At 68.8% G+C, this 20,679-nt stretch carries 21 protein-coding genes; 15 read left to right on the forward strand and 6 right to left on the reverse strand.

Translation table 11 applies throughout. From position 1 onward, the window contains the following. Positions 1-306 precede the first annotated feature (306 nt). From HDA44_RS03295 to HDA44_RS03315, 5 genes are read right to left on the reverse strand one after another with little or no spacing between them, the layout of a single operon-like run. Positions 307-1,326 (reverse strand): electron transfer flavoprotein subunit alpha/FixB family protein, encoded by a 1,020-nt coding sequence (locus HDA44_RS03295; RefSeq protein ID WP_184830563.1) that lies wholly within the window; start codon positions 1,324-1,326, stop codon positions 307-309. A gap of 34 nt (positions 1,327-1,360) precedes the next feature. Beyond that, the gene (locus tag HDA44_RS03300; protein WP_184830561.1) at positions 1,361-2,143 is read right to left on the reverse strand and encodes an electron transfer flavoprotein subunit beta/FixA family protein; all 783 of its coding nucleotides are present in this window, start codon (positions 2,141-2,143) and stop codon (positions 1,361-1,363) included. A 34-nt stretch (positions 2,144-2,177) separates the two neighbouring features. Continuing rightward, the gene (locus HDA44_RS03305) at positions 2,178-2,876 is read right to left on the reverse strand and encodes a TetR/AcrR family transcriptional regulator (RefSeq protein ID WP_184831202.1); all 699 of its coding nucleotides are present in this window, start codon (positions 2,874-2,876) and stop codon (positions 2,178-2,180) included. Positions 2,877-2,880: 4 nt separating this feature from the next. Beyond that, complete coding sequence (locus tag HDA44_RS03310; RefSeq protein ID WP_184831205.1) at positions 2,881-4,017, reverse strand: acyl-CoA dehydrogenase family protein; 1,137 nt, start codon at positions 4,015-4,017, stop codon at positions 2,881-2,883. Position 4,018: 1 nt separating this feature from the next. Further along, a complete protein-coding gene (locus HDA44_RS03315) occupies positions 4,019-5,020 on the reverse strand; it encodes an acyl-CoA dehydrogenase family protein (protein ID WP_184831207.1) in 1,002 nt (333 codons plus the stop codon). Between the two features lie 174 nt (positions 5,021-5,194). Here HDA44_RS03315 and HDA44_RS03320 point away from each other — a divergent pair, with 174 nt between their 5' ends. The 15 genes from HDA44_RS03320 to HDA44_RS03390 all read left to right on the forward strand — a co-directional run bounded on the left by HDA44_RS03320 (position 5,195) and on the right by HDA44_RS03390 (position 19,660). Then, on the forward strand, positions 5,195-6,436 hold the full coding sequence (locus HDA44_RS03320) for an ABC transporter substrate-binding protein (protein ID WP_184831209.1): 1,242 nt from the start codon (positions 5,195-5,197) through the stop codon (positions 6,434-6,436). A 26-nt stretch (positions 6,437-6,462) separates the two neighbouring features. Continuing rightward, a complete protein-coding gene (locus tag HDA44_RS03325) occupies positions 6,463-7,332 on the forward strand; it encodes a branched-chain amino acid ABC transporter permease (RefSeq protein ID WP_184831211.1) in 870 nt (289 codons plus the stop codon). Further along, positions 7,329-9,164 (forward strand): branched-chain amino acid ABC transporter ATP-binding protein/permease, encoded by a 1,836-nt coding sequence (locus HDA44_RS03330; RefSeq protein WP_184831213.1) that lies wholly within the window; start codon positions 7,329-7,331, stop codon positions 9,162-9,164. The genes HDA44_RS03325 and HDA44_RS03330 overlap by 4 nt, the downstream gene beginning before the upstream one ends. A gap of 1 nt (position 9,165) precedes the next feature. Continuing rightward, a complete protein-coding gene (locus HDA44_RS03335) occupies positions 9,166-9,927 on the forward strand; it encodes an ABC transporter ATP-binding protein (protein WP_184831215.1) in 762 nt (253 codons plus the stop codon). Between the two features lie 3 nt (positions 9,928-9,930). Then, positions 9,931-10,677, forward strand: a complete 747-nt coding sequence (locus tag HDA44_RS03340) for an SDR family NAD(P)-dependent oxidoreductase (RefSeq protein ID WP_184831217.1) — start codon at positions 9,931-9,933, stop codon at positions 10,675-10,677. Positions 10,678-10,717: 40 nt separating this feature from the next. Beyond that, positions 10,718-12,823 carry an acetate--CoA ligase family protein gene (locus tag HDA44_RS03345; RefSeq protein ID WP_184831219.1) on the forward strand — a complete coding sequence of 702 codons (2,106 nt, stop codon included), beginning with the start codon at positions 10,718-10,720 and terminating at the stop codon, positions 12,821-12,823. Beyond that, a complete protein-coding gene (locus HDA44_RS03350) occupies positions 12,820-13,290 on the forward strand; it encodes an FAS1-like dehydratase domain-containing protein (protein ID WP_184831221.1) in 471 nt (156 codons plus the stop codon). The genes HDA44_RS03345 and HDA44_RS03350 overlap by 4 nt, the downstream gene beginning before the upstream one ends. After that, positions 13,287-13,667 carry a MaoC/PaaZ C-terminal domain-containing protein gene (locus tag HDA44_RS03355; protein ID WP_184831223.1) on the forward strand — a complete coding sequence of 127 codons (381 nt, stop codon included), beginning with the start codon at positions 13,287-13,289 and terminating at the stop codon, positions 13,665-13,667. The genes HDA44_RS03350 and HDA44_RS03355 overlap by 4 nt, the downstream gene beginning before the upstream one ends. After that, a complete protein-coding gene (locus HDA44_RS03360) occupies positions 13,664-14,029 on the forward strand; it encodes a Zn-ribbon domain-containing OB-fold protein (RefSeq protein WP_184831225.1) in 366 nt (121 codons plus the stop codon). Before HDA44_RS03355 ends, HDA44_RS03360 begins: the two co-directional genes overlap by 4 nt. After that, on the forward strand, positions 14,022-15,182 hold the full coding sequence (locus tag HDA44_RS03365) for an acetyl-CoA acetyltransferase (RefSeq protein ID WP_184831227.1): 1,161 nt from the start codon (positions 14,022-14,024) through the stop codon (positions 15,180-15,182). The genes HDA44_RS03360 and HDA44_RS03365 overlap by 8 nt, the downstream gene beginning before the upstream one ends. Further along, positions 15,179-15,949, forward strand: coding sequence for an enoyl-CoA hydratase/isomerase family protein (locus HDA44_RS03370; RefSeq protein ID WP_184831229.1), 771 nt, complete (start codon positions 15,179-15,181; stop codon positions 15,947-15,949). Before HDA44_RS03365 ends, HDA44_RS03370 begins: the two co-directional genes overlap by 4 nt. Beyond that, positions 15,946-16,773 (forward strand): enoyl-CoA hydratase-related protein, encoded by an 828-nt coding sequence (locus tag HDA44_RS03375; RefSeq protein WP_202887122.1) that lies wholly within the window; start codon positions 15,946-15,948, stop codon positions 16,771-16,773. The genes HDA44_RS03370 and HDA44_RS03375 overlap by 4 nt, the downstream gene beginning before the upstream one ends. Then, positions 16,770-17,819 (forward strand): MBL fold metallo-hydrolase, encoded by a 1,050-nt coding sequence (locus HDA44_RS03380; RefSeq protein ID WP_184831231.1) that lies wholly within the window; start codon positions 16,770-16,772, stop codon positions 17,817-17,819. The genes HDA44_RS03375 and HDA44_RS03380 overlap by 4 nt, the downstream gene beginning before the upstream one ends. Positions 17,820-17,904: 85 nt before the next feature. After that, a complete protein-coding gene (locus HDA44_RS03385; protein ID WP_184831233.1) occupies positions 17,905-19,086 on the forward strand; it encodes an MFS transporter in 1,182 nt (393 codons plus the stop codon). Positions 19,087-19,162: 76 nt separating this feature from the next. Beyond that, complete coding sequence (locus HDA44_RS03390) at positions 19,163-19,660, forward strand: DinB family protein (protein ID WP_184831235.1); 498 nt, start codon at positions 19,163-19,165, stop codon at positions 19,658-19,660. Between the two features lie 184 nt (positions 19,661-19,844). Here the strand turns inward: HDA44_RS03390 and HDA44_RS03395 are convergent, their stop codons facing one another. Further along, positions 19,845-20,663, reverse strand: coding sequence for an aminoglycoside 6-adenylyltransferase (locus HDA44_RS03395; protein ID WP_184831237.1), 819 nt, complete (start codon positions 20,661-20,663; stop codon positions 19,845-19,847). Positions 20,664-20,679: the final 16 nt, after the last annotated feature.

The following is a 20,679-nucleotide window of genomic DNA, read 5'->3' on the forward strand; positions in this document are numbered from 1 at the left end:
CGAGCGGACGACTGCGCGAGCGGGCGACTGGGCGGGCGGACGACTGCGCGAGCGGGCGACTGGGCGGGCGGACGACTGCGCGAGCGGGCGACTGGGCGGGCGAGCGAGCGGGCGACTCTTCAAGCACCTCACCGCCATGCTGGCCGACACGGGCGGGCGGGGCGGCGGGCGCGGGCGGTGGTTGACGTTGGGGAGGAGGCCCGGCCGGGGCGTGTTCCAGGTGTCCGGTGGGTGACAGCTCGGCCCGGTTGTGGGTCGGGCCGGGCTGTCGGTGGCGCGGGCTGTTGGTGGAGCGGTTGGCTGGGGTTAGGACTTGCGTTTGGTGACTTCTTCGGTGGCGGTGGGGAGGACTTTGTGGAGGTCGCCGACGACGCCGAAGTCGACGAGTTCGAAGATGGGGGCTTCGGGGTCTTTGTTGACCGCGATGATGGTTTTGGAGGTTTGCATGCCGGCGCGGTGCTGGATCGCGCCGGAGATACCGGCCGCGACATACAGCTGCGGTGATACGGTTTTGCCGGTTTGGCCGACTTGGTAGGCGTGCGGGTACCAGCCGGAGTCGACGGCGGCGCGGGAGGCGCCGACCGCGGCGCCGAGCGAGTCCGCGAAGGCCTCGATCGGGGCGAAGTCACCACCGGTGCCGCGGCCGCCGGACACGATGATCGCGGCCTCGGTCAGTTCGGGCCGGCCGGTGGCCTCGCGTGGTTTGGAGTCGGTGATCCGCGCGGTCTTCGCGGTGTCGGAGATCGTCACGTCGAACTCCTCCACCTCCGGTGACGTCTCGGCGGCTTCCGGGGTCGCGGCGTTGGGTTTGACGGTGATGATCGCGGTGCCGTGGGTGACCTTCGACCGGACGGTGAAGTTCCCCGCGAACACCGACTGCGTCGCCACCGCACCACCAGCACCACCAGCACCAGCACCAGCACCACTAGCGTCACCGGCGTCGGCTGGTTGGACGTCGACGGCGTCGGTGATCAGGCCCGAGTCCAGCTTGATCGCGAGCCGGGCCGCGATCTCTTTGCCCTCGGCGTTGGAGGAGATCAGGATCGCGGCCGGTTCGACCTTGGCCGCGACCTGCTGCAACGCCTCGGCCTTCGGAGCCACCAGGTACTGCGTGAGGTCGGGGTTGGTCAGCGCGATCACCTTGGTCGCGCCGTACTGCCCCAACACCGGCAGCGCCCCCTGCACCTGCGTGGCGCTGTCGGCGGCGCTGTCGCTGATGAACACGGCGACCGGGTCGCCGAGCCGGCGGGCGATGGTGAGGAGCTCGGCGGTCGTCTTACGGACCACACCCGCGGAGTGGTCAACCAGAACCAGAACCTTCGACATCCCAGACATAACTTCAGCTGTCCCTTCTCAGGTCTCAGAGGAACTTGTTCGTGGACAGGAACCCGACCAGCTCGGCAGCACCACTGCCATCCTCGTCGGTGACGATCGTGCCGGCCGTGCGGGCCGGACGGGCGGTCACCTCGACCACCTCGGTCCACGCACCCGAACCACCGACCTGCTCAGCGGTCAGCCCGAGGTCGGCCAGCGACCACGACTCGACCGGCTTCTTCTTCGCCGCCATGATGCCCTTGAACGACGGATACCGCGGCTCGTTCGCCTGATCCGAAACACTCAGCACCAACGGCAACGTGCCCTCCACCGTGTCACTCGCCGTGTCACCATCACGCCGAATCCGGACCGTCTGCCCGTCCACCGACACCTCCGAACCCAACGTCACCGCCGGCAGACCGAGCCGCTCCGACACCATCGCCGGCACAACCCCCATCCCGCCATCGGTCGAACCCATCCCGAACACCACCAGATCAGCCTCAAGCCGGCCCAGCGCCTTCGCCAAAATCAGCGACGTCGCCACCGCATCCGACCCATGAATCGCCTCATCCACCACATGAACACCCGCGTCCGCGCCCATCTGCAGACCCTTCTTCACCGCATCCGCGGCCTGCTCCGGGCCCACCGTGAGCACCGTCACCTCCGCATCCCCGGCCTCCTTCACGGTCAACGCGGTCTCGACGGCATACTCGTCCAACTCCGACAACAACCCGTCAACACCCGCCCGATCCACCGTGTTGTCCTCCGAACGGAAACGACGATCCGCGGTAGCATCCGGCACGAACTTCGCGCAGACGACGATCTTCAACAGGGTCTCCTTGCTCTGAGAGCTGTTCTGAGGGTCAACCGGCCCGGGTTTCGCTGTCGTCGAAGCCGAGTACCCGGCCGACGAGGACCACGGCGTGCTCGATGTACTCGTGTGCGGCGCTGATGTCCGCGAGTTGGACGATGTCCTTCGCCCACGCGCCCACCGAGCCGGAGATGGCGGTCGCGATCGCATTGGTGGCGGTCTCGGACTGTCCGTCGGCGAGCAGGACGGCGTTCCGCTTGGTCCAGGCGTCGCCCCACTGGCGGGAGACGGTGCTGAACCCGCTCGGGGTCTCGCCGTCGGCCAGGACCCGGCTGACGTCCCGGTCCTCCCAGACACCTTCGAGGTACGCCCTGGTGCCGGCCAGAAACAGTCGCCGCGGCTCGGTCACGCCCGCGCCCTTGACGGCATGGAGCGCGTCCCGGACGCGTTTGTCCTGCCGCTGCACGTAGTCCTCGTGCATGGCCAGGAAGATCTCGGACTTGTTCGCGAAGTGGTAGTAGAGGCTGCCGACGCTGATCCCGGCGAGCTGGGTGATCTCGACGACGCTGGTTGCCTCGTACCCCTTCTGTGTGAAGAGTGTCCGGGCCGCCGCCATCAACGCGTCGCGCGACTGCGAGCGGCCGGCCCGGGATCCTTTCTGCGGCTTCTTGCCGTCCAGAGTGCCTGCTCCCTCCTCGGGTCTTCGGCTTCTCCCGGGAGCGTCCGCCCGAGCGTTCGTCAGCTTAGCCATCCGGTCACTTCCTCGGCATCTCGAGCAAACGCTGCGCGATGATGTTCTTCTGGATCTGCGACGACCCGCCGTACACGCTGATCGGCCGCGACATGAAGTATCTGTGCAGGTAGTCGGGCCGTCGGCCGGTCACGACGTCGGCGCCGAAGAGATCCAGGGCCAGGTGCTGCAGTTCCTGCTCGGTGTGGGTCCACAATTGTTTGCTGATCGACCCTTCCTCGCCCGGCGGCCGGCCGGAGATCCGCAGGCTGAGCTGCTGCAGGACGTTCAGCCGGAGTACCTCACCGAGTACGTACGCCCGCGCGAGCCGGGCCTGTGTCTCCCGGTCGTCGGTCAGGCCCTTCTTCGCCGCGGTCTCCTCCAGCTCGGCAAGGTTCTTCCGGTACGTCGAGATGAAGCCGATGTCCGACGGACCGCGTTCGTACGACACTGTCGTCATCGCGATCCGCCAGCCTTCGCCCTCGTCGCCGAGCCGCTGGTTCGCGGGGATCCGGACGTCGTCCCAGAACACCTCGCTGGTCTCCGGTGAACCGTCCGCGAGGACGATCGGCTGGACGGTGATGCCAGGCGACCTCATGTCGACCAGGAAGGCCGAGATGCCCTTGTGTTTCGGGACGTCCGGGTCGGTCCGGGCCAGCAGCAGGCACCAGTCGGAGTACTGACCGCCGGAGGTCCACATCTTGTGTCCGTTGACGACGTACTCGTCCCCATCGCGAACCGCCCGGGTCCGCAGCGCGGCGAGGTCCGATCCGGCGCTGGGCTCGCTGAATCCCTGGCACCAGTGGATGTCGCCGCTGATCGTTGGTGGCAACAACTGCGTCCGCTGCTCGTCGGTGCCGTACATCTGCAGCGCGCGGCCGATGTAGCCTGCCGTGCCGGGCAGCGGGGGAGCGTTGAAGTTGCCGGTCTCCTCGTTGAGGATCGCGTCCATCGCCGGGCTGAGGCCCTTGCCGCCCCACTCGACCGGCCAGGACTGACCGATGTACCCGCCTTCGTACAGCTTCTTGTGCCACGCGTGCGCGACGGCGGCGCGGTCGTCCTGGGTGGTCGCGTTCTGGTGCCCTGGTGGGACGTTGTCCGCCAGCCAGGCCCGCAGGCCGGCGCGGTACTCGGCTTCTTCGGCGGAGTCGCGGTAGTCCATGTCAGCTGCCTCCCAGACGGGTACGGGCGATCTCGGCGAGCTGGGCGTTCTCGTCGCCGAAGAGCAGGGTGCCGAGTAACGCGCGGCGGGTGTAGAAGTGGGCCGGATGTTCCCACGTCTGTCCGACGCCGCCGTAGATCTGCATGACGTTCTCGGTGGCGGTGCGGGCGACGGACGCGCAGTACGCCTTGGCTGTCCGGGCCGCCAGTAGAGCCTCGGCGGGGTCGGTCTCGTCGACGCACCATGCGGCGTAACAGACAGTGCTGTACGCCGCCTCGATCGTCACGTGGGTTTCGGCGGCGAGATGCTGGATCGCCTGGAACGATCCGACCGGCTGGCCGTACGCGATGCGTTCCTTGGAGTACGCGATCGCGCCGTGCAGGGCTCGACGCATGATCCCGACCATGTCGGCGCTGATCGTGGACAGCGCCAGCGCCAGCCAGGCGTCGAGCCGCTCGCCGGGGATGGGCTCGCCGAGCTCCTCGCGAGCTCCGGGGACGGTGTCCCAGAGGCCCTGGGTCAGGTCGACGGAGCGATTGCCGGACAGTGGCTGGGACAGCGTGTGCCGGACCAGGCGCGCGCCGTCATCCAGCGCGAGCACGGAGCTGGTGCCGGGGCCGCCCCAGATCAGCGCGTCCGACCAGCCGTCGGAGTCGGCGAGGCCGGTGAGGTCGGGGCGGAGCAGCAGACCGCCGACGCGATCGTCGGACACCTTCGCCAGTGACAACAGCTCGGTGGCGAGCACGGCGGACGGCACGTACGGGACCGGAACGAGTCCCCAGGCCAGGGCCTGCGCGACGACCATCACCTCCACCCCACCGGCGATCGGGGCCGCGCCGTCCCGGCGGCGCAGCTCCAGCAGGCCCATCTGCTCCAGCTGGACCCACGCGTGGGCCGGGTCCCGGTCCTCGAGGTCGACCGGGTTGGTGATGCCCACCGCCGTGGCCAGCGCCTCGACGGTCTCCTGCAGGGCGAGTTGTTCGGAGTTGAGCAGCGCGTACATGGGTGCCCTCCCGGCGCATTGACTGAACAGGATTCAATTCATACGCAGTGAACGACTTGCTGTCAATCAGCAAAAATAGCGTGGCATCGAGCTATTGACGGCAGACAGGTTCTCCGACTTTGATACCTGAATCTCGTTCAGTTGAACCAGATTCAGGATGCTTCGGAGGTCATCATGACCGCTCGTACCAAGCGCAGGACGTTCCTGGTCCTGGCCTCATCCCTGGTCGCGGCGACCGGCCTGGCCGCCTGCGGGGGCTCCGGCGACGCGGCGACCGGCGGCAAGGGCAGTGGGCCCTACCGCGTCTACGTATCGATCGACCTGTCCGGCCCGACGAAGAGCTACTCGGAGCCCATCGTCGCGGGCCTCGAACTCGCCGCCGACCGGCTGAACAAGGGCGGTGGCATCCTCGGCCGCAAGATCGAGGTCGAGGCCGTGGACGACCAGAACAACCCCACCAAGGCCGTCAGCCTGCTGCAGAAGCGGCTGTCGGACGGCAACAAGCCGGACCTGGTCTACGCCGGTGGCGCCAGTTCCGTGTCCCTGTCTCTGCTTCCGGTGCTGAGCCGGAACAAGATCCTCTCGATGGCCGGCACGGTCAGCAACGTGCTCAACGACCCGGCAAAGTTCCCGTACCACTTCAGCGTCTCCCCACCGGGATCGGCGTACGCGCCGGCGTTCGCGAAGGAGGCGCGGGCCAAGGGATTCAAGAAGATCGCGATGCTGTTCTCGAACGACGCGACCGGACAGAGCACGCTCAAGCTGTACCAGGACGCGCTGAAGGAGTCCGGGATCGCTCTGGTCTCCGCGGGGTACGAGGCGGGCGCGCTCGACATGACCTCGCAGCTTCAGCAGCTCAAGGCGCAGAACCCGGACGCGCTGGTCGTCAACGGGTACGGCACGGCGGCGCTCTACGCGTTCCGTGGACGGGCCCAGATCGGGTGGTACCTGCCGACGTACGGCGACCAGCTGTCGAGCAGCTTCCCGCTGGTGAAGAACCTGAAGGCGAGCGACCTGAAGGACGTCAAGGTCGTGATGAGCTCGACCAGCGTTGCTGACGGCAACCAGTCGCCGTTGTTCGCCGACCTGGTGGCGGCGATCAAGCAGGGTAAGCACGCGGCGATCCTGCCGCAGATGGGCTACGGCATCTTCCTGACCGGGTACGACCTGCTCGAGCTGGTGAACGTGGCGGCCGGCCAGGCGAAGTCGGTCAAGGGCGAGGACGTCACCAAGGCGCTGCAGGAACTCAAGCAGCCCGATCCCGTTCCGTGGCTCGCGAGCGGGAAGTCGGCCGACGCGGTCCAGTACGCGTACAGCTCGTCGAACCACTTCCCGACCGCCGGACCGGGTCTGCTGGTGTTCGTCGATCCCGGTTCCTACAACGCCGACGGGCTGTACGAGCCCGGTAAGTACTGACCGAGTCGGACTGGAGGAAACTCGAGATGACAACCGTCTGGGCCGGTCTCGCGACAGGAGCGCTCTACAGCCTCGTTGCCATCGGCTACAACGTCGTCCTGCTCACGTCCGGAGTGTTCAACTTCGCCAACGCGCAGCTCGTGATGCTCAGTACGTTCGTGGCGTACCTCGGACTGCACACTCTCGGGCTGCCCGTGCCGATCGCGATGCTGCTGGGAGCCGTTGCCGTCGCCGCCGTGGCAATGGTGCTCGAGCGGGTCGCGGTCCGGCCGCTGCTGACGAAGAGCGGTGACGGGCACGGGACGCTGATCACCACGATCGGGTTCGGCGTCCTGGTGGCCGGTCTGGTCAAGCTGATCTGGGGGACCGACCCGTTGCGGGTCGAACCGGTGGTTTCCGGGGATCCGGTCAGCATCCTCGGCGGTACGGTGCAGCCGAACGACCTCGTCCTGATCGTCCTGGTACTGGCGATGGGTTGCGGACTGCACTGGTGGTCGCGGACCACGCGGCACGGTCTCGCGTCGCTGGCCTCGGCCGAGAACCGCAACGCCGCGATGTTGCGGGGGATCAACACCCGCGGCCTCGGCGTCGCCGCCTTCGCGGTCGCCGGAGCGGCCGCCGGGCTGCTGGGGATCTTCGTCGCGACCCGGACCTACGCGATCGCGTCGCTCGGTGACGGGCTGGCGATGTTCGGTTTCGTGGCGATCGCGATCGGCGGCGCCGGGAGCCAGTTGGGCGGTTTGCTGGGCGGCTTCACCGTCGGCCTCATCTACTCGTTCAGCGCCCGCTACCTCGGGTCGGAGTACCCGCAGATCGCAGTGTTCTTCCTGTTCCTGCTGATCCTGCTGGTTCGCCCGCAGGGTCTGTTCACCCGCACCGTGGAGCGTGCCGTATGACCGCCCGGGTCCGCGTCCCGCTGCTGGCGGTCCTCGGCGTACTCCTGCTCGCCGGCCCGTTCCTCGGGATGAGCGGTTACCTGGCCCGGACGGTCATGCTGGTCGGCATCCTGAGTCTGCTCACCAGCGGCCTGAACATCGTCCTCGGGTACGCCGGCGAGCTCGCGGTCAACCAGGTGTTCCTGTACGCCGTCGGCGCGTACGTCGCGGCGTACCTCGGCAGCGCCCACGGGGTGACCGACGTACTGGCGGTGCTCGCGGTCGTGATCGTCGCCGCGGTCGTGATCGGCCTGGTGACAGGTATCCCCGGCCTCCGCCTCGGCGGCTGGTCACTGGCGATGGTCGCGTTCTTCATGGTGCTGATCCTGCCGAGCGTCGTGCAGGTCCTGGAGAAGTACACCGGCGGACCGCTCGGGCTGTCGACGCCGGTCCCGACGATCTTCGGTCAGGAGCTCGGCGAGCGGGGGATCTACGTACTGATCGTCGCCGCCGTCGTGGTCTGGTTCGTGATCGCCCGCAACCTGATCAAGTCCGCGCACGGGAACGCGTTCCTGGTGCTGCGACAGAGCCCGATCCTGGCCGAGAGCCTCGGTATCTCGGTGTTCCGGCTCAAGCTGGTGGTGTACGTGATCGCGGCGGTGCCGTGCGCGATCGGCGGCGCGTTGTTCGCGTGGCTGGACGGGTTCATCGCTCCGGACACCTTCACCTTCGCGATGGCGCTCAGCGTACTGGCGGCGTCGATGTTCGGTGGCGCGACCTCCATCTACGGCGCGCTGGTCGGTGCGCTCCTGCTTCAGGTCGGGCAGCAGCAGCTGACGGCGTTCTCCGAGCTGGAGCTGGTCATCTACGGCGTCTTCCTGCTCGCCGCGGCGCTGGTCTTCCGGAACGGCCTGACCGGGCTGTTCCGGACCCTGGTGGCGCAGGCCCGCCGCCGTGGTTGGTTGCCTGCGGCCCCTTCTGCCGCCACTTCCGCGGTACGGACCGCGGCGCCGGCGCGGAGTGGCGGCCTGGAACCGATCGAGGGCCGGACCTTGAGCTGCCGCGGAATCGGCAAACGGTTCGGCGGCAACCAGGCACTGGACGACGTGTCGATCGAGGCGGTCCCGGGCCGGATCACCGCGCTGATCGGTCCGAACGGTTCCGGCAAGACCACGCTGCTCAACCTGATGTGCGGCTTCTACACCCCGACGGCCGGGTCGATCGCCCTCGGCGAGACGGTGATTTCGGGCCTGAAGCCGTTCAAGGTAGCCCGCGCCGGGGTCGCCCGGACGTTCCAGACACCGATGGTGGCACGCGGGATGACCACCCGGGACTTCGTCGCCGCCGGACGGTACACCGAGCGGAAGGTCTCGATGGCGGCGTCGGTACTGCGGCTGCCGTCGTACCGCCGGGGCAAGCGGGCGGACGAGGCGGACGCGCTGGCGCTGCTGGAGCTGGTCGGGATCGGTCAGGTCGCGGAGACCGAGGTCAGCGAGCTGCCGCTGGGTACTCGCCGGCTCGCCGAGGTGGCGCGGGCACTGGCCGCGCGGCCGCGGCTGTTCCTGTTCGACGAGGTCGCGTCCGGGCTCGACCCGGCCGATCTCGAGAACCTGGAGCGCGCGATCATCGCGATCCGCGACGCCGGCGGAACGGTCGTCCTGGTCGAGCACAACTTTCCGCTGGTACTGAAGGTGTCCGACACGATCCACGTGCTGAGCCGCGGCGAGCTGATCGCCTCCGGCACCCCGGACGAGATCCAGCGCAACACCCGGGTTCTGGAGGAGTACACCGGCTCGGCAACTGCCGTCACCGACCTCGAACTGGCAGCGACCGACAGCGAGGGAGGGCACTGACATGCTGACCGTCACCAACCTCACCGGAGGGTACGGCGACATCCGCGTCCTGTGGGACGTCGAACTCACCGTGCACCCCGGCAAGCTGACCGCGGTGCTCGGGCGGAACGGCGCGGGCAAGACCTCGCTGCTCGACGCGGTCAGTGGACTGCTGCCGGCGGTATCGAGCGGCGCGCTGCGGCTCGACGGCGACGACATCACCCGGGCCTCGACCCCTGCCCGCGTTCGGCACGGACTGGGGTACGTCCAGCAGAACAAGCAGATCTTCAAGCGGCGGACGGTCGAGGAGAACCTGCTGATCGGCGGGTACGTGCTTCCCGGGCGCGGTCTGCGCGGCCCGGCCCGGCGAGCGGCGCTGGAGCAGGCCTACGACCGGTTCCCGATGCTTGCCGAGCGCCGGCAGCAACCGGCCGGTGGTCTGTCCGGCGGCCAGCAGCAGATGCTGGGGATCGCCCAGGCGCTGATGCCGGGCCCCAAGCTCCTGATGCTCGACGAACCCTCGGCCGGTCTGGCGCCGTCGATCGTCGCGGAGGTCTTCGGGCTGATCGCGCAACTGCGCGACGACGGCCTGAGCATCCTGCTGGTCGAGCAGGTCGTGGACGACGCGCTGGAGATCGCGGACGACGTCGTCGTCCTCGAGAGCGGCCATGTCGCGGCCGCGGGTCCGGCCGAACGGTTCAGTGACAACGACATCGTCCGCGAGATCTACCTCGGAAACGACGTCTTCGAGACCGACGACGCGGCTCAACGGGAAGTGAGATGACCTATGCAGTTCGACAATCAGGTGGTCGCGGTCACCGGCGCCGCGCAGGGCATCGGCCGGGCGGTCGCGGAGGCGTTCGCGGCCGAGGGCGCCAAGGTCGCCGTCGTCGACATCCGCAAGGACCTGGCCCTCGAAGTGGTCGCGGGCATCGCCGACAGTGGCGGCCAGGCGATGGCGGTCGAGTGCAACGTGGCGTCCCGCGCGGAGGTGAACGCGGCGGCGCGGGAGATCGCGTCGGCGTACGGGCCGATCGAGGTGCTGGTCAGCAACGCCGGCATCACCCGGCCGGCGATGCTGCGGAACATGGCCGACGACCAGTGGCGCGACGTCCTCGCCGTGCACCTGGACGCGTCGTTCTACTGGCTGCAGGCGGTCGTCGAGGACATGGTCGAAATGGGCCATGGGCGGATCATCTTCTCGTCGTCGTCGACCGCGCAGAACGGGTCGATCGGCCAGGTGAACTACGCCGCCGCGAAGGCCGGCATCCTCGGCCTGATGCGCTCGGCCGCCCGGGAACTCGGCCGGTACGGGATCTTGGTGAACGCGGTCGCGCCGTCGGCGGCGACCGAGATGACCGAGAAGGTACGGACCGATCCGCGGTTCGCCGGCGGGATCTCCAAGTCGCCGCTGCGGCGGTGGGCGGAGCCGGACGAGATCGCGCCGGCGTACCTCTTCCTGGCCGGCTCCGCGTCGAGTTTCATGACCGGGCAGGTGCTCTCCGTCGACGGCGGCAACATGCTCGTCCGCTGACCACCTGCCATTACGAACAAACCGTGACGGAGGAACAACCGTGAGCGATCCGAACCACCGACTGGACCGCCTGCTGTCACCGTCGTCGATCGCGGTCGTCGGCGCCTCGGACAAGCCCGGCCGGATCGGCACCATGGTGTACGAGAACGTGATCCGCGCGTTCGCCGGACCCGTGTACCCGGTCAATCCACGCGGGACGATGCTGGCCGGCCGGCAGGCGGCGACCTCGATCGACGCGCTGCCGTACGGCGTGGACCTGGCCATCGTGATCGTCCCGGCCGAGCAGGTGGTCGCTGCGATCGAGCAGTGCGCCGCGAACGGCGTCGGCGGCGTCACCCTGCTCAGCTCGGGCTTCTCCGAGATCGGGCCTGAAGGCGCTGCCGTCCAGGCTGAGCTGCGGGAAGTCGTCGAACGCACGGGCATCCCGGTGATCGGGCCGAACTGCATCGGCTTCATGAACCTGCACGGCGGCGTGATGGCGAACTTCGCGTTGCCGCACACCACCGAGCTTCCCGTACCCGGCCCGGTCGCACTGGTGTCCCAGAGCGGCGGCTTCGGCTCGTACATCACCACCAAGTCGTTGCTGACCGGAGTCAAGCTCGGATGGTTCGTCAGCACCGGCAACGAGGTCGACGTCAACATCGCCGAGGTGCTGGCCAGTCTGGTCGAGCGGGACGAGGTCAAGGTCCTGCTGGTGTTCAGCGAGACGTTGCGGGATCCGGACGTGTTCATCGGCGCCGCCCGCCGGGCCGCTGAACTGGACAAGCCGATCGTGCTGCTGAAGGCCGGCCGCAGCGAGGAGGCCGCGCGCGCGGCGATGAGTCACACCGCGTCGATCGTCGGTTCCGCGGCCGTGCTCGACGCGGTCTGCCGGCAGTACGGCGTGATCGTGGTCGACACGATGGAGGAGATGCTCGATCTCGGCCTGATCTTCCAGGACGGCCGGCGGGCGCGCGGGTCGCGGATCGGCATCATGACGAGTTCGGGCGGCGCCGGCGTACTGCTGGCGGACTGTGCCGCGGCCGAAGGGCTGACCGTGCCATCGATCCCGGAGCGGGAGCGGGCCGCGATCGAGGCGATGATGCCGCGGCCCTTCTACGGCAGCGTCGAGAATCCCGTGGACACGACCGCACAGCTGACCGCGAACGCGACGACCTACCAACAGGTCCTGAACGCGCTGGTGGCGGTCGACGAGCTCGACGTGTTCACCACCGTCACCTGGGCGCAGCCGGGGCCGTCGAACGACGCGATCCTGAGCACCTACCGGAACAGCACCAAGCCGCTGGCCGTACTGTCCACCGGGTACCTGGCCGAGTTCCACGAAGCCGGCGTTCCGACGTATCTCGACCCGCGCCGCGCCGTCCATGCACTGAGTGCGGTGACGAAGTTCTCCCGGCGGCCGGCCCTCGATCCAGCACCGGAGGCAACCCCTGCCGCGGACCTGACGGCGGCGCGCGCCCTGGTCGCGCGAGCCGAGGGGCGAGGGTTGCTGCTCGAGTCCGACTCGAAAGAACTGCTCGCACGGTACGGCGGCGCGATCACCCGGGAGCGTACTGTCGCCGACGCCGAGGAGGCCGTTCGCGCGGCCCGCGAGATCGGCGGGGCGGTCGCGTTGAAGGCGATGTCGTACCAGCTGCCGCACAAGTCGGATGTCGGTGCGATCCGGCTGAACCTGCGGACCGCGGACGAGGTCCGGGACGCCTACGACAGCATGCTGCTCGAGGTCGCCGAACGGGCCCCGCACGCGAAGGTCGAGTCCGTGCTGGTCCAGCAGATGGTTCCGGCGCGGCTGGAGCTGACCTGCGGGCTGCAGCGCGATCCGGTGTTCGGCGCGGTGGTCGCGGTCGGGCTCGGCGGGACGACGATCGAGATCATGGCGGCGGCCGAGTTGCTGCACGTACCTTTCGGTCACGCCGTGGCTGAGCGCACGATCCGGGGCATGCTCGGCGGTCGGCTGGTCAACGCCGCCAGGGGTCTGGACGACGCGGAGGTCGATCAGCTGGCGGACTTGATGGTGTCGCTCGGCCGGCTCGCGGTCGATCTGCCGGAGGTGGTCGAGGTGGATGTGAACCCGGTCCGGGTGAGCGACGGGCAGGCGGTCGCGGCGGACGCGCTCGTCGTACTGGCAGCGGTGGACCCGGTATGAGCCGTGACCGACTCGTCGGGCGCCGCCTGCCGACGTACACGTTCGTCGTCGAAGCCGGCAAGGTCGCGGAATTCGCCGCGGCCGTGCTGGCTGACGACCCGGTGCACTTCGACGCCGGGGCGGCGGCCGAGACCGGGTACGACGGGGTTGTGGCGCCGCCGACGTTCAGCGCGGCCGCGCAGTCCTGGGGCCGGCCGGCCGGCGACGGCGGGCTCGAGCTCGACCTCCGCCGCGTACTGGCCGGCGGGGCGGAGTGGGAGTACCGGGCGCCGATCGTTGCCGGCGACACCCTGACGGTGACCGGCGAGATCGTCTCGGTCGAGCGGAAGTCGGGGCGGCGCGGCGGGATGACGCTGATCACCCGGGAGAACCGGTTCGTCAACCAGCGCGATGACCTCGCACTGGTTGTGCGCAGCACGTTGATCGAGCTGGACGACGCCCCGGCGGACAAGGGAGACGAGGCATGATCGACCAGATCGCCGAGCGGACCTTCGGACCGATCACCCGCACGGACATCGTCCGGTACGCGGGCGCCGGCGGAGACTTCAACCCGATTCACCACGACGAGGTCTTCGCCACGGCGGCGGGCTATCCGTCGGTGTTCGCGCACGGCCTGCTGACGGCGGGCGTCCTGTCGACGTTCGTCGCCGACTGGCTCGGCCTGGCGAATCTGCGGCGGTTCTCGGTTCGGTACGTCGACCAGGTGTGGCCGGGCGACAGCCTGGTCACCCGGGGCGAGGTGGTGTCGGACGACGGCGAGCGGATCACGGCCCGGCTGACGGTCCACGTCGCCGGAGCCGATCCGCGATTGGTGCTGACGGGCGAGGCGGAGGGGCAACGATGACGGAGCCATACGCGACGTACACCGAACTGTTGCAGGACGGCCGGATCGCCTATCAGCGCTGTGTCTCGTGCCGAAATGCGGTCTTCTACCCGCGGGTGCTCTGCCCACATTGCGGCGCGGTCGAGCTCGAATGGGAGCACAGCGCAGGGCGCGGAGTCGTGTACTCGACCACCGCGATTCCCGAGCGCGACGGCACGTCGTACGCGGTCTGCCTGGTCGATCTGGACGAGGGATTCCGGATGCTGAGCACCGTGATCGGCGTACCGGCGACCGAGCTCCGGATCGGCGAACGCGTCGTCGGGCGGGTGGACCCGGAGGAGTCACGGGTCGTTTTCGAGCGGGAAGGGGCAGGCGATGCGTGAGCTGCGCGGCGCGACGGCGATCTGCGGTGTGGCCGAGTCCGAGCTCGGTGAGGTCGGTCCCGGCCGGTACTCGCTGGACCTGCTCGCCGAGGCGGCGGGGCGGGCGCTGGCCGACGCCGGGATCGCCAAGAGCGAGGTCGACGGGTTGTTCACGGCGATCGCCGGCCGCGGCATGTCGAACCTGGACGCCGGCGAGTACCTCGGGATCCGGCCGCGGTACACCGACGGCACGATGATCGGTGGCAGTTCGTTCGTCGCGCATCTCCACCACGCCGCGCTCGCGCTGACGTCCGGCGCGTGCGATGTCGCGCTGATCGCGTACGGCAGTACCCAGCGGACCGACATGCGCCGACCGGACGCCGTACGGTATCCGCCCGAGTTGCCGTCGTACGAGGCGCCGTACCGGCCGCGGAACCCGATCACCGGGTACGCGCTGGCGGCCGCTCGGCACATGCACCAGTACGGGACCACGCGGGAGCAGCTCGCCGAGGTGGCCGTCGCCGCGCGGCAATGGGCAATGCTGAACCCGGTCGCCTTCAAACGCGATCCGCTGACCGTGGACGACGTACTGAACGCGCGCGTCGTCTCTTCGCCGCTCACCACGCTCGACTGCTGCCTGGTGACGGACGGGGGTGGCGCGGTGGTGATGACGCGGGCCGATCGGGCGCGAGCGTCGCGCAAACCACCGGCGTACGTACTCGGGGTGGGCGAAGCGCATTGGCATCGATCGATCGCACAGATGCCGGACCTGACCGTGACCGCGGCGACCGAGTCGTCGGCCCGGGCGTACGCGATGGCCGGGCTCGGACCGCGCGACGTCGACGTCGTCGAGCTGTACGACGCGTTCACGATCAACCCGATCCTGTTCCTTGAGGATCTGGGATTCTGCGCCAAGGGGGAGGGCGGCGCGTTCGTGTCCGGCGGCCGGATCGCGCCCGGCGGGGAACTGCCGGTGAACACGAACGGCGGTGGATTGTCCTACGGCCATCCCGGCATGTACGGCATCTTCACGCTGATCGAGGCGGTTCGGCAGATCCGCGGCGAAGGTGGCGAGCGGCAACAGTCATCGGTTGACGTCGCTGTTGCCCACGGCAACGGTGGGCAGTTGTCCAGTCAGGTCACCGCGATCCTTGGTTCGGAGGTGACGCTATGAGCGATCCGATCCTGCTGACCGAGTACGACGGTGCCGTGCTCGTCGTCACGCTGAACCGGCCCGAACAGCTCAATGCGCTGACGTCCGAGCTGGTGCACGCATTGACGGAGACCTGGACCGCCGCCGCGGATCCCAGTGTCCGGGCAGTGGTCGTCACCGGCGCCGGTCGTGGCTTTTGCGCGGGCGCCGATCTCCGGTCCCCACGTGTCGATGCGGGGCCGCAGGGTCTACGGCATACGTACAACCCGCACATCCTTGGTTTGACCGGGCTGGAGAAGCTGGTGATCGCCGCGGTCAACGGGCCTGCCGCCGGAGCTGGGCTGGCGCTCGCGTTCGGAGCCGACGTACGGATCGCGGCGCCGGCGGCGAAGTTCGTACCGGCGTTCTCCCGGATCGGGCTGGTACCGGACTCGGGTGCGACATACCTGATCCCGCGGCTGATCGGGTACTCGCGAAGCGTCGAATGGCTGACCACCGGACGCGCCGTCGACGCGGCGGAAGCGTTGCAGTGGGGCCTGGTCAACGAGGTCGTCGACCTACCCCGGTTGTTGCCTCGGGCAATGGAGTTGGCACATCAGCTGGCAGCCGTACCGGGGATGGCGGCAGGCCTCACCAAACGTGCGCTCACTCAGACCTCCCGGCGCCTGTTGCTCGAACAGCTCGAACTGGAGGCGGAGCTTCAGGAGCTCGCGGTGCATGCGCCGGGCCGCGCCGAGGCCAGGGCGCGAACGGTCGAACGGATTGCGACAGGGAAGGAGACCTCGTGACTGCACAGGATCGCGAGCCGGCCGCCAGGACTGGCCAGCAGGCCGATGTCGTCCGCGTCCAGGTGGACGACGGTGTGATGACGATCAGCCTCAATCGCCCCGAGCGGCACAACGCCGTCAACTCCGCGCTGCACGCTGGGCTGGAGGCAGCGCTGCTGCGCGCCAAGGCGGATCCGGACGTCCGGGTCGTACTGCTCCGTGGCGAAGGCCGGTCGTTCTGCTCCGGTGGCGACGTGGAAGGGTTCGCCGGCGGCGAGCCCCGGAACGGCGGGCAGCAGGTGATCGAGATGGCGAGCGGGCGGCGACTGCTGGAGACGTTGCTTTCCGTCCAGCAGCCGATCGTCGCCGCGGTCCGCGGGTACGCGCTCGGCCTGGGGGCGACGATCGCGCTCTTCTGCGACGTCGTCGTCGCGGCCGAGGACGCCCAGTTCGCCGACACGCACGTCAACGTCGGGCTGGTGGCGGGCGACGGCGGCGCGGTCGCGTGGCCGTTGCTGATGTCGTTCGGCAAGGCGAAGTACCACCTGCTGACCGGCGAACGGGTGAGCGGGGCCGAGGCGGACCGGATGGGCCTGGTGCTCAAGGCGGTGCCGGCGGACGAACTCGAGGACGAGGCGCTCCGGGTCGCCCGCAAGCTCGCGTCGATGGCGCCGATCGCGGTGGCCGGTACGAAGGCGACCCTCAACCTGATCCTGCGGGAGCGGATGAACCTCGTGCTCGACTACGGGCTCTTCTACGAAGGCGCGACCTTCCTGACCGAGGACCATCGGGAAGCGAGTACGGCGTTCGTGGAGAAACGGCCGCCGACGTTCCGGAACCGATGAGCACCCGGTCCCGGGAGGGGCTGCCGGTCGCGACATCGCACGCGCAGTTCGAGGCCTGGTTCGCGCGCGACGTGCCGCCGGTCGAGCAGGTCCGCGACGACGTCTGGTCCCTGCCCTTGCCGCTGCCCGCCGGAAACCCGGTGGTGTACGTCAACTGCTACGTACTCGCGGGCCCGGACGGCTTGATCGTCGTCGATCCGGGCTGGGACCACGACGAGGGCTGGCGATCCTTGAACGCCGGCCTCCGCGAGCTCGGCCACTCGATCGAGGACGTCACGCGGGTACTCGTCACGCACTTCCATCCGGATCACTACGGCCTTGCGCCCCGGCTGCGGGCGGAGTCCGGCGCGCGGGTACTGATGCATCCTGCCGACGGCCGGATGATCGGTCTCCCGGACCGATCGGTCGACGAGACGGTCACCTCGCTCGCGGACTTCCTCCGTTCGTGCGGGGCGCCGGCGGCGGAGATCGCGGACCTGCTTGACGAACGCTCGCTCATCCACCGGATGCGAGCCTTGACCGGGCCCGATGACGCCCTCGCCGCGGGGCCCGCGCCGGGTGGGCTGGAGGCCGTCTGGACACCCGGTCACACACCGGGTCATCTGTGCTTCTATCTGCCGCGGCATGAGCTGCTGCTGACGGGGGATCACGTGCTGCCGCGGATCAGCCCCAATGTCTCGGTGTACGCGGATTCGCCGGCGAATCCGCTGGGTGACTTCCTGAGCTCACTGGCGCGGCTGCGCGGGCTGCCGGTGGCGGAAGTGCTTCCCGCTCACGAGTACCGCTTCACCGAGCTGGACTCGCGGCTCGACGAGATCGTGAAGCATCACGGCCAACGCAGTACGGAAGTTCTGAACCTGCTGGCGGAGCTGGGGGCGACGTCGTCGTGGGAGCTGGCGTCCCGGATGCATTGGTCCCGGCCCTGGACGGAGATGCCCGGCTACACCCGCCGGTCCGCGAACGGCGAGGTCCTCGCACATCTGGTGGAGCTTGCACGACACGGCCACGCGATCCGTACCGACGGCTCGTGGACGGTGCCGCGATGAAGCCGACGCGGCGATGTGAAGCCGGTGCGGCGATGAAGCCGGTGGGACGATGTGAGCCCGTTCCGGTGATGAGGACGGTGTGGCGGTGAAGGAGGACACCGGGCTGCCGCGGGAGGTTTCTGTGCTTGCGACGATGGCGTTCATCGTCGCGGTCGGGTTCGGCGTCCAGTCACCGGCGCTGCCCGTGTTCGCCGAGAACCTCGGCGTCGGCAGCGCGGCGGTCGGCGCGCTGGTTTCGGCGTTCGCCTTGATGCGTCTGGTCTCCGGCCCGCTGGGCGGCAGGTTCGTCAACGCCGTCGGCGAGATCCGGGTGCTGATCACCGGCATGTTCATGCTCGCCACCACCAGCGTCATCGCCGGCCTGTCGACCAGCTTTCCGCAGTTGCTCATCATGCGCGGCCTCGGCGGCATCGGCTCCGCGCTGTACTCGGTGGCCGCCATGAGCCTCGTCTTCCGCGTCACGCCAGGGCACCTGACCGGACGAGCGGTCGGCATCTTCCAAGGCGCGTTCTACTCCGGCACGGTGATCGGCCCAGCGATCGGCGGCCTGATGTCCGGCCTGTCCCCACGCGTCCCGTTCTTCGCGTACGGCGGCGCCGCCGCGCTGGGCGGTGTCGTCGCGGTGATCTTCCTCCGCCGGCTGTCGAACCGGCGACCCGCGGACGACGAGCGACCGAGCCCGGCCGTCGGCCTCCGAACCGCGATCCGGCACTACCCGTACCGCGCCGCCGTGACCGCGAACTTCACCATCGGCTGGGCGGTCTTCGGCGTCCGGGTGTCCGTACTGCCCCTGTACCTGCTGAACGTCGTAAAGGCACCGGCGGTCTGGATCGGCGTCGGCCTCTCGGCCTGCGCCGTCGTACAGGCACTCACCCTGCCCGTCGCCGGCCGCCGGGCCGATCGCTGGCCCGCCCGGCGCCCGCTGGTCCTCGGCGAAACCGTGATCATCCTCGGCTTCCTGGCGATCCTCCTCGGCGCGAGCGTGCCCACGTACCTGGTCGGCCTCGCGCTGCTCGGCCTGGGCGTCTCGTTCGTCACCACCGGCGGTTCGAAACTGGTCGCCGGCATCGCCACCGGCCGCGCCGGCGTGGTCGTCGCGATCTACCAGTCCGGCGCGGACGCAGGCATGGTCGTCGGCCCCCTGATCACCGGCCTCCTCGCCGACCACTTCGGCTACCCAACCGCTCTGACCACCACAATCACCATCCTCACGATCGGCCTGACCATGAGCGCCTTCATCCGCCCCCGCCCCTCAGACCCGACCTGAAGCACTCCCGGCCACCGGGTCCACCCCGATCGTCCTGCCGGTTTCGAAGGCCGCTCTCCGGCGTAAGGTCACCGGCATGTCGATGTGGACCATGCCCGAGCGCCGCGAGCCGCCGATCAACCCGACCGACGAACGGGCGGCGCTCGAAGATCGCCTCGAGTTCCAACGCACGACGTTGCTGATGAAATGTGGCGGGCTGAAGCCGGAGCAACTGGCACTGAGGTCAGTGCCGCCGTCGCCGTTGTCGCTGCTCGGCCTCGTTCGGCACCTCTCGGGGGTGGAGGCCTGGTTCCATTCGTACGACGGCCAGCCCGATCATCAGTATTTCTGGGACTACGGCTCGACGGAAAGCCGCGAGGTCGACGTCGCGCGGGCCGCGGACGACCTGGCCAGCTATCAGGCGAGTGTCGCTCGGTCGCGCGCGGCGGTGGCCGGACGCGGTCTCGACGAGGCCAGCCCCGGCGAGGAGTACACGCTGCGCTGGATCTACCTGCACATGATCGAAGAGTACGCACGTCACAATGGCCACGCCGATTTCCTCCGCGAACGCATCGACGGCGCCACGGGCGAGTAGCTCGCCGACGCCGTCCGGCCGCTCGGCTACCGCCGAACCGTCGGACGCCGGCGCAAGACTGAGGACGTGGGACCGTCTGCCGGCCTTCGCCAGTGCGGTCATCAAACCACTTCACCTGGTCCTGAGCTGGGCACAGATGGTGCGCGCGCCGCGGGCATGACCTCTCGATCAGCTCACCGCGGACCTACAACAACTCTTCGCTTAGCCAGTTGCCGAGGGTCGGTTCTGTGTGGTCGGCGACTCTGGCGACGAACTCGGTCGGCCAGGCGATGCCCGTGCGTTCGCACAACGTACGCGCCACGGGGACGAAGTGCTTGGCGCAGTAGTGCTGTACGGCGAGGTTTGATGCCTCGGTTGCTTCGATGGCGGGCATTTTGGCGATCACGGAGTAGTGGTCCTCGGGCAGCAGCCGCCGCAAGTAGAGCGCGCCACCGCGATCTTCGACCGCCACCAGCTCCTGGAACGCCTGAATCAGCATGGTGCGCAGGAGAGCCGAACCGGAGGCGCCGACAGCGAAGTCTGATCTGCCGAGGACGATCGGCACCATCGAGAGGACCCGGAAGAACTCAGGCACAAGCTTGCGTACGGTGTCGGGCGACGGAGCCGTGAGGGGCAGCCGCTCAGGCAATCGCTGGTAGACCCCACTGCGGTCGAAGAGGACCTTGACCGTACTCTGCGAGCGATTCGAGATCGCGGCTTCGGTCGTCGCCGTGATGTCGTACCGGACCCAGTCGGTGGTGATCTGGTTGAAGAGTTTGGATGTACCGAAGTCGAAGGCCATGTCGTAGCTGAGCGGCGTGACCGAGTCGCGAATCGCGGCCCAGCGGGCGGCAACCTCGTCCAGCCTGCCGTCGGTGGCGACGAGCAGGAAGTCCACATCGCTGTAGTCGTCGTCCGCGTCGCGTCCGATACTGCCTGTCACCAACAAGGCTTCGACGTCCTCGTCGTCAGCGAGTGCGCGCTGGACGAGGTCGATCAGTTCGCGCTGCGCCAAGCCTGGCATCGCTTCACCACACCCT

The sequence above is a fragment of the Kribbella solani genome (assembly GCF_014205295.1).
Classification (GTDB): Bacteria; Actinomycetota; Actinomycetes; order Propionibacteriales; family Kribbellaceae; genus Kribbella; species Kribbella solani.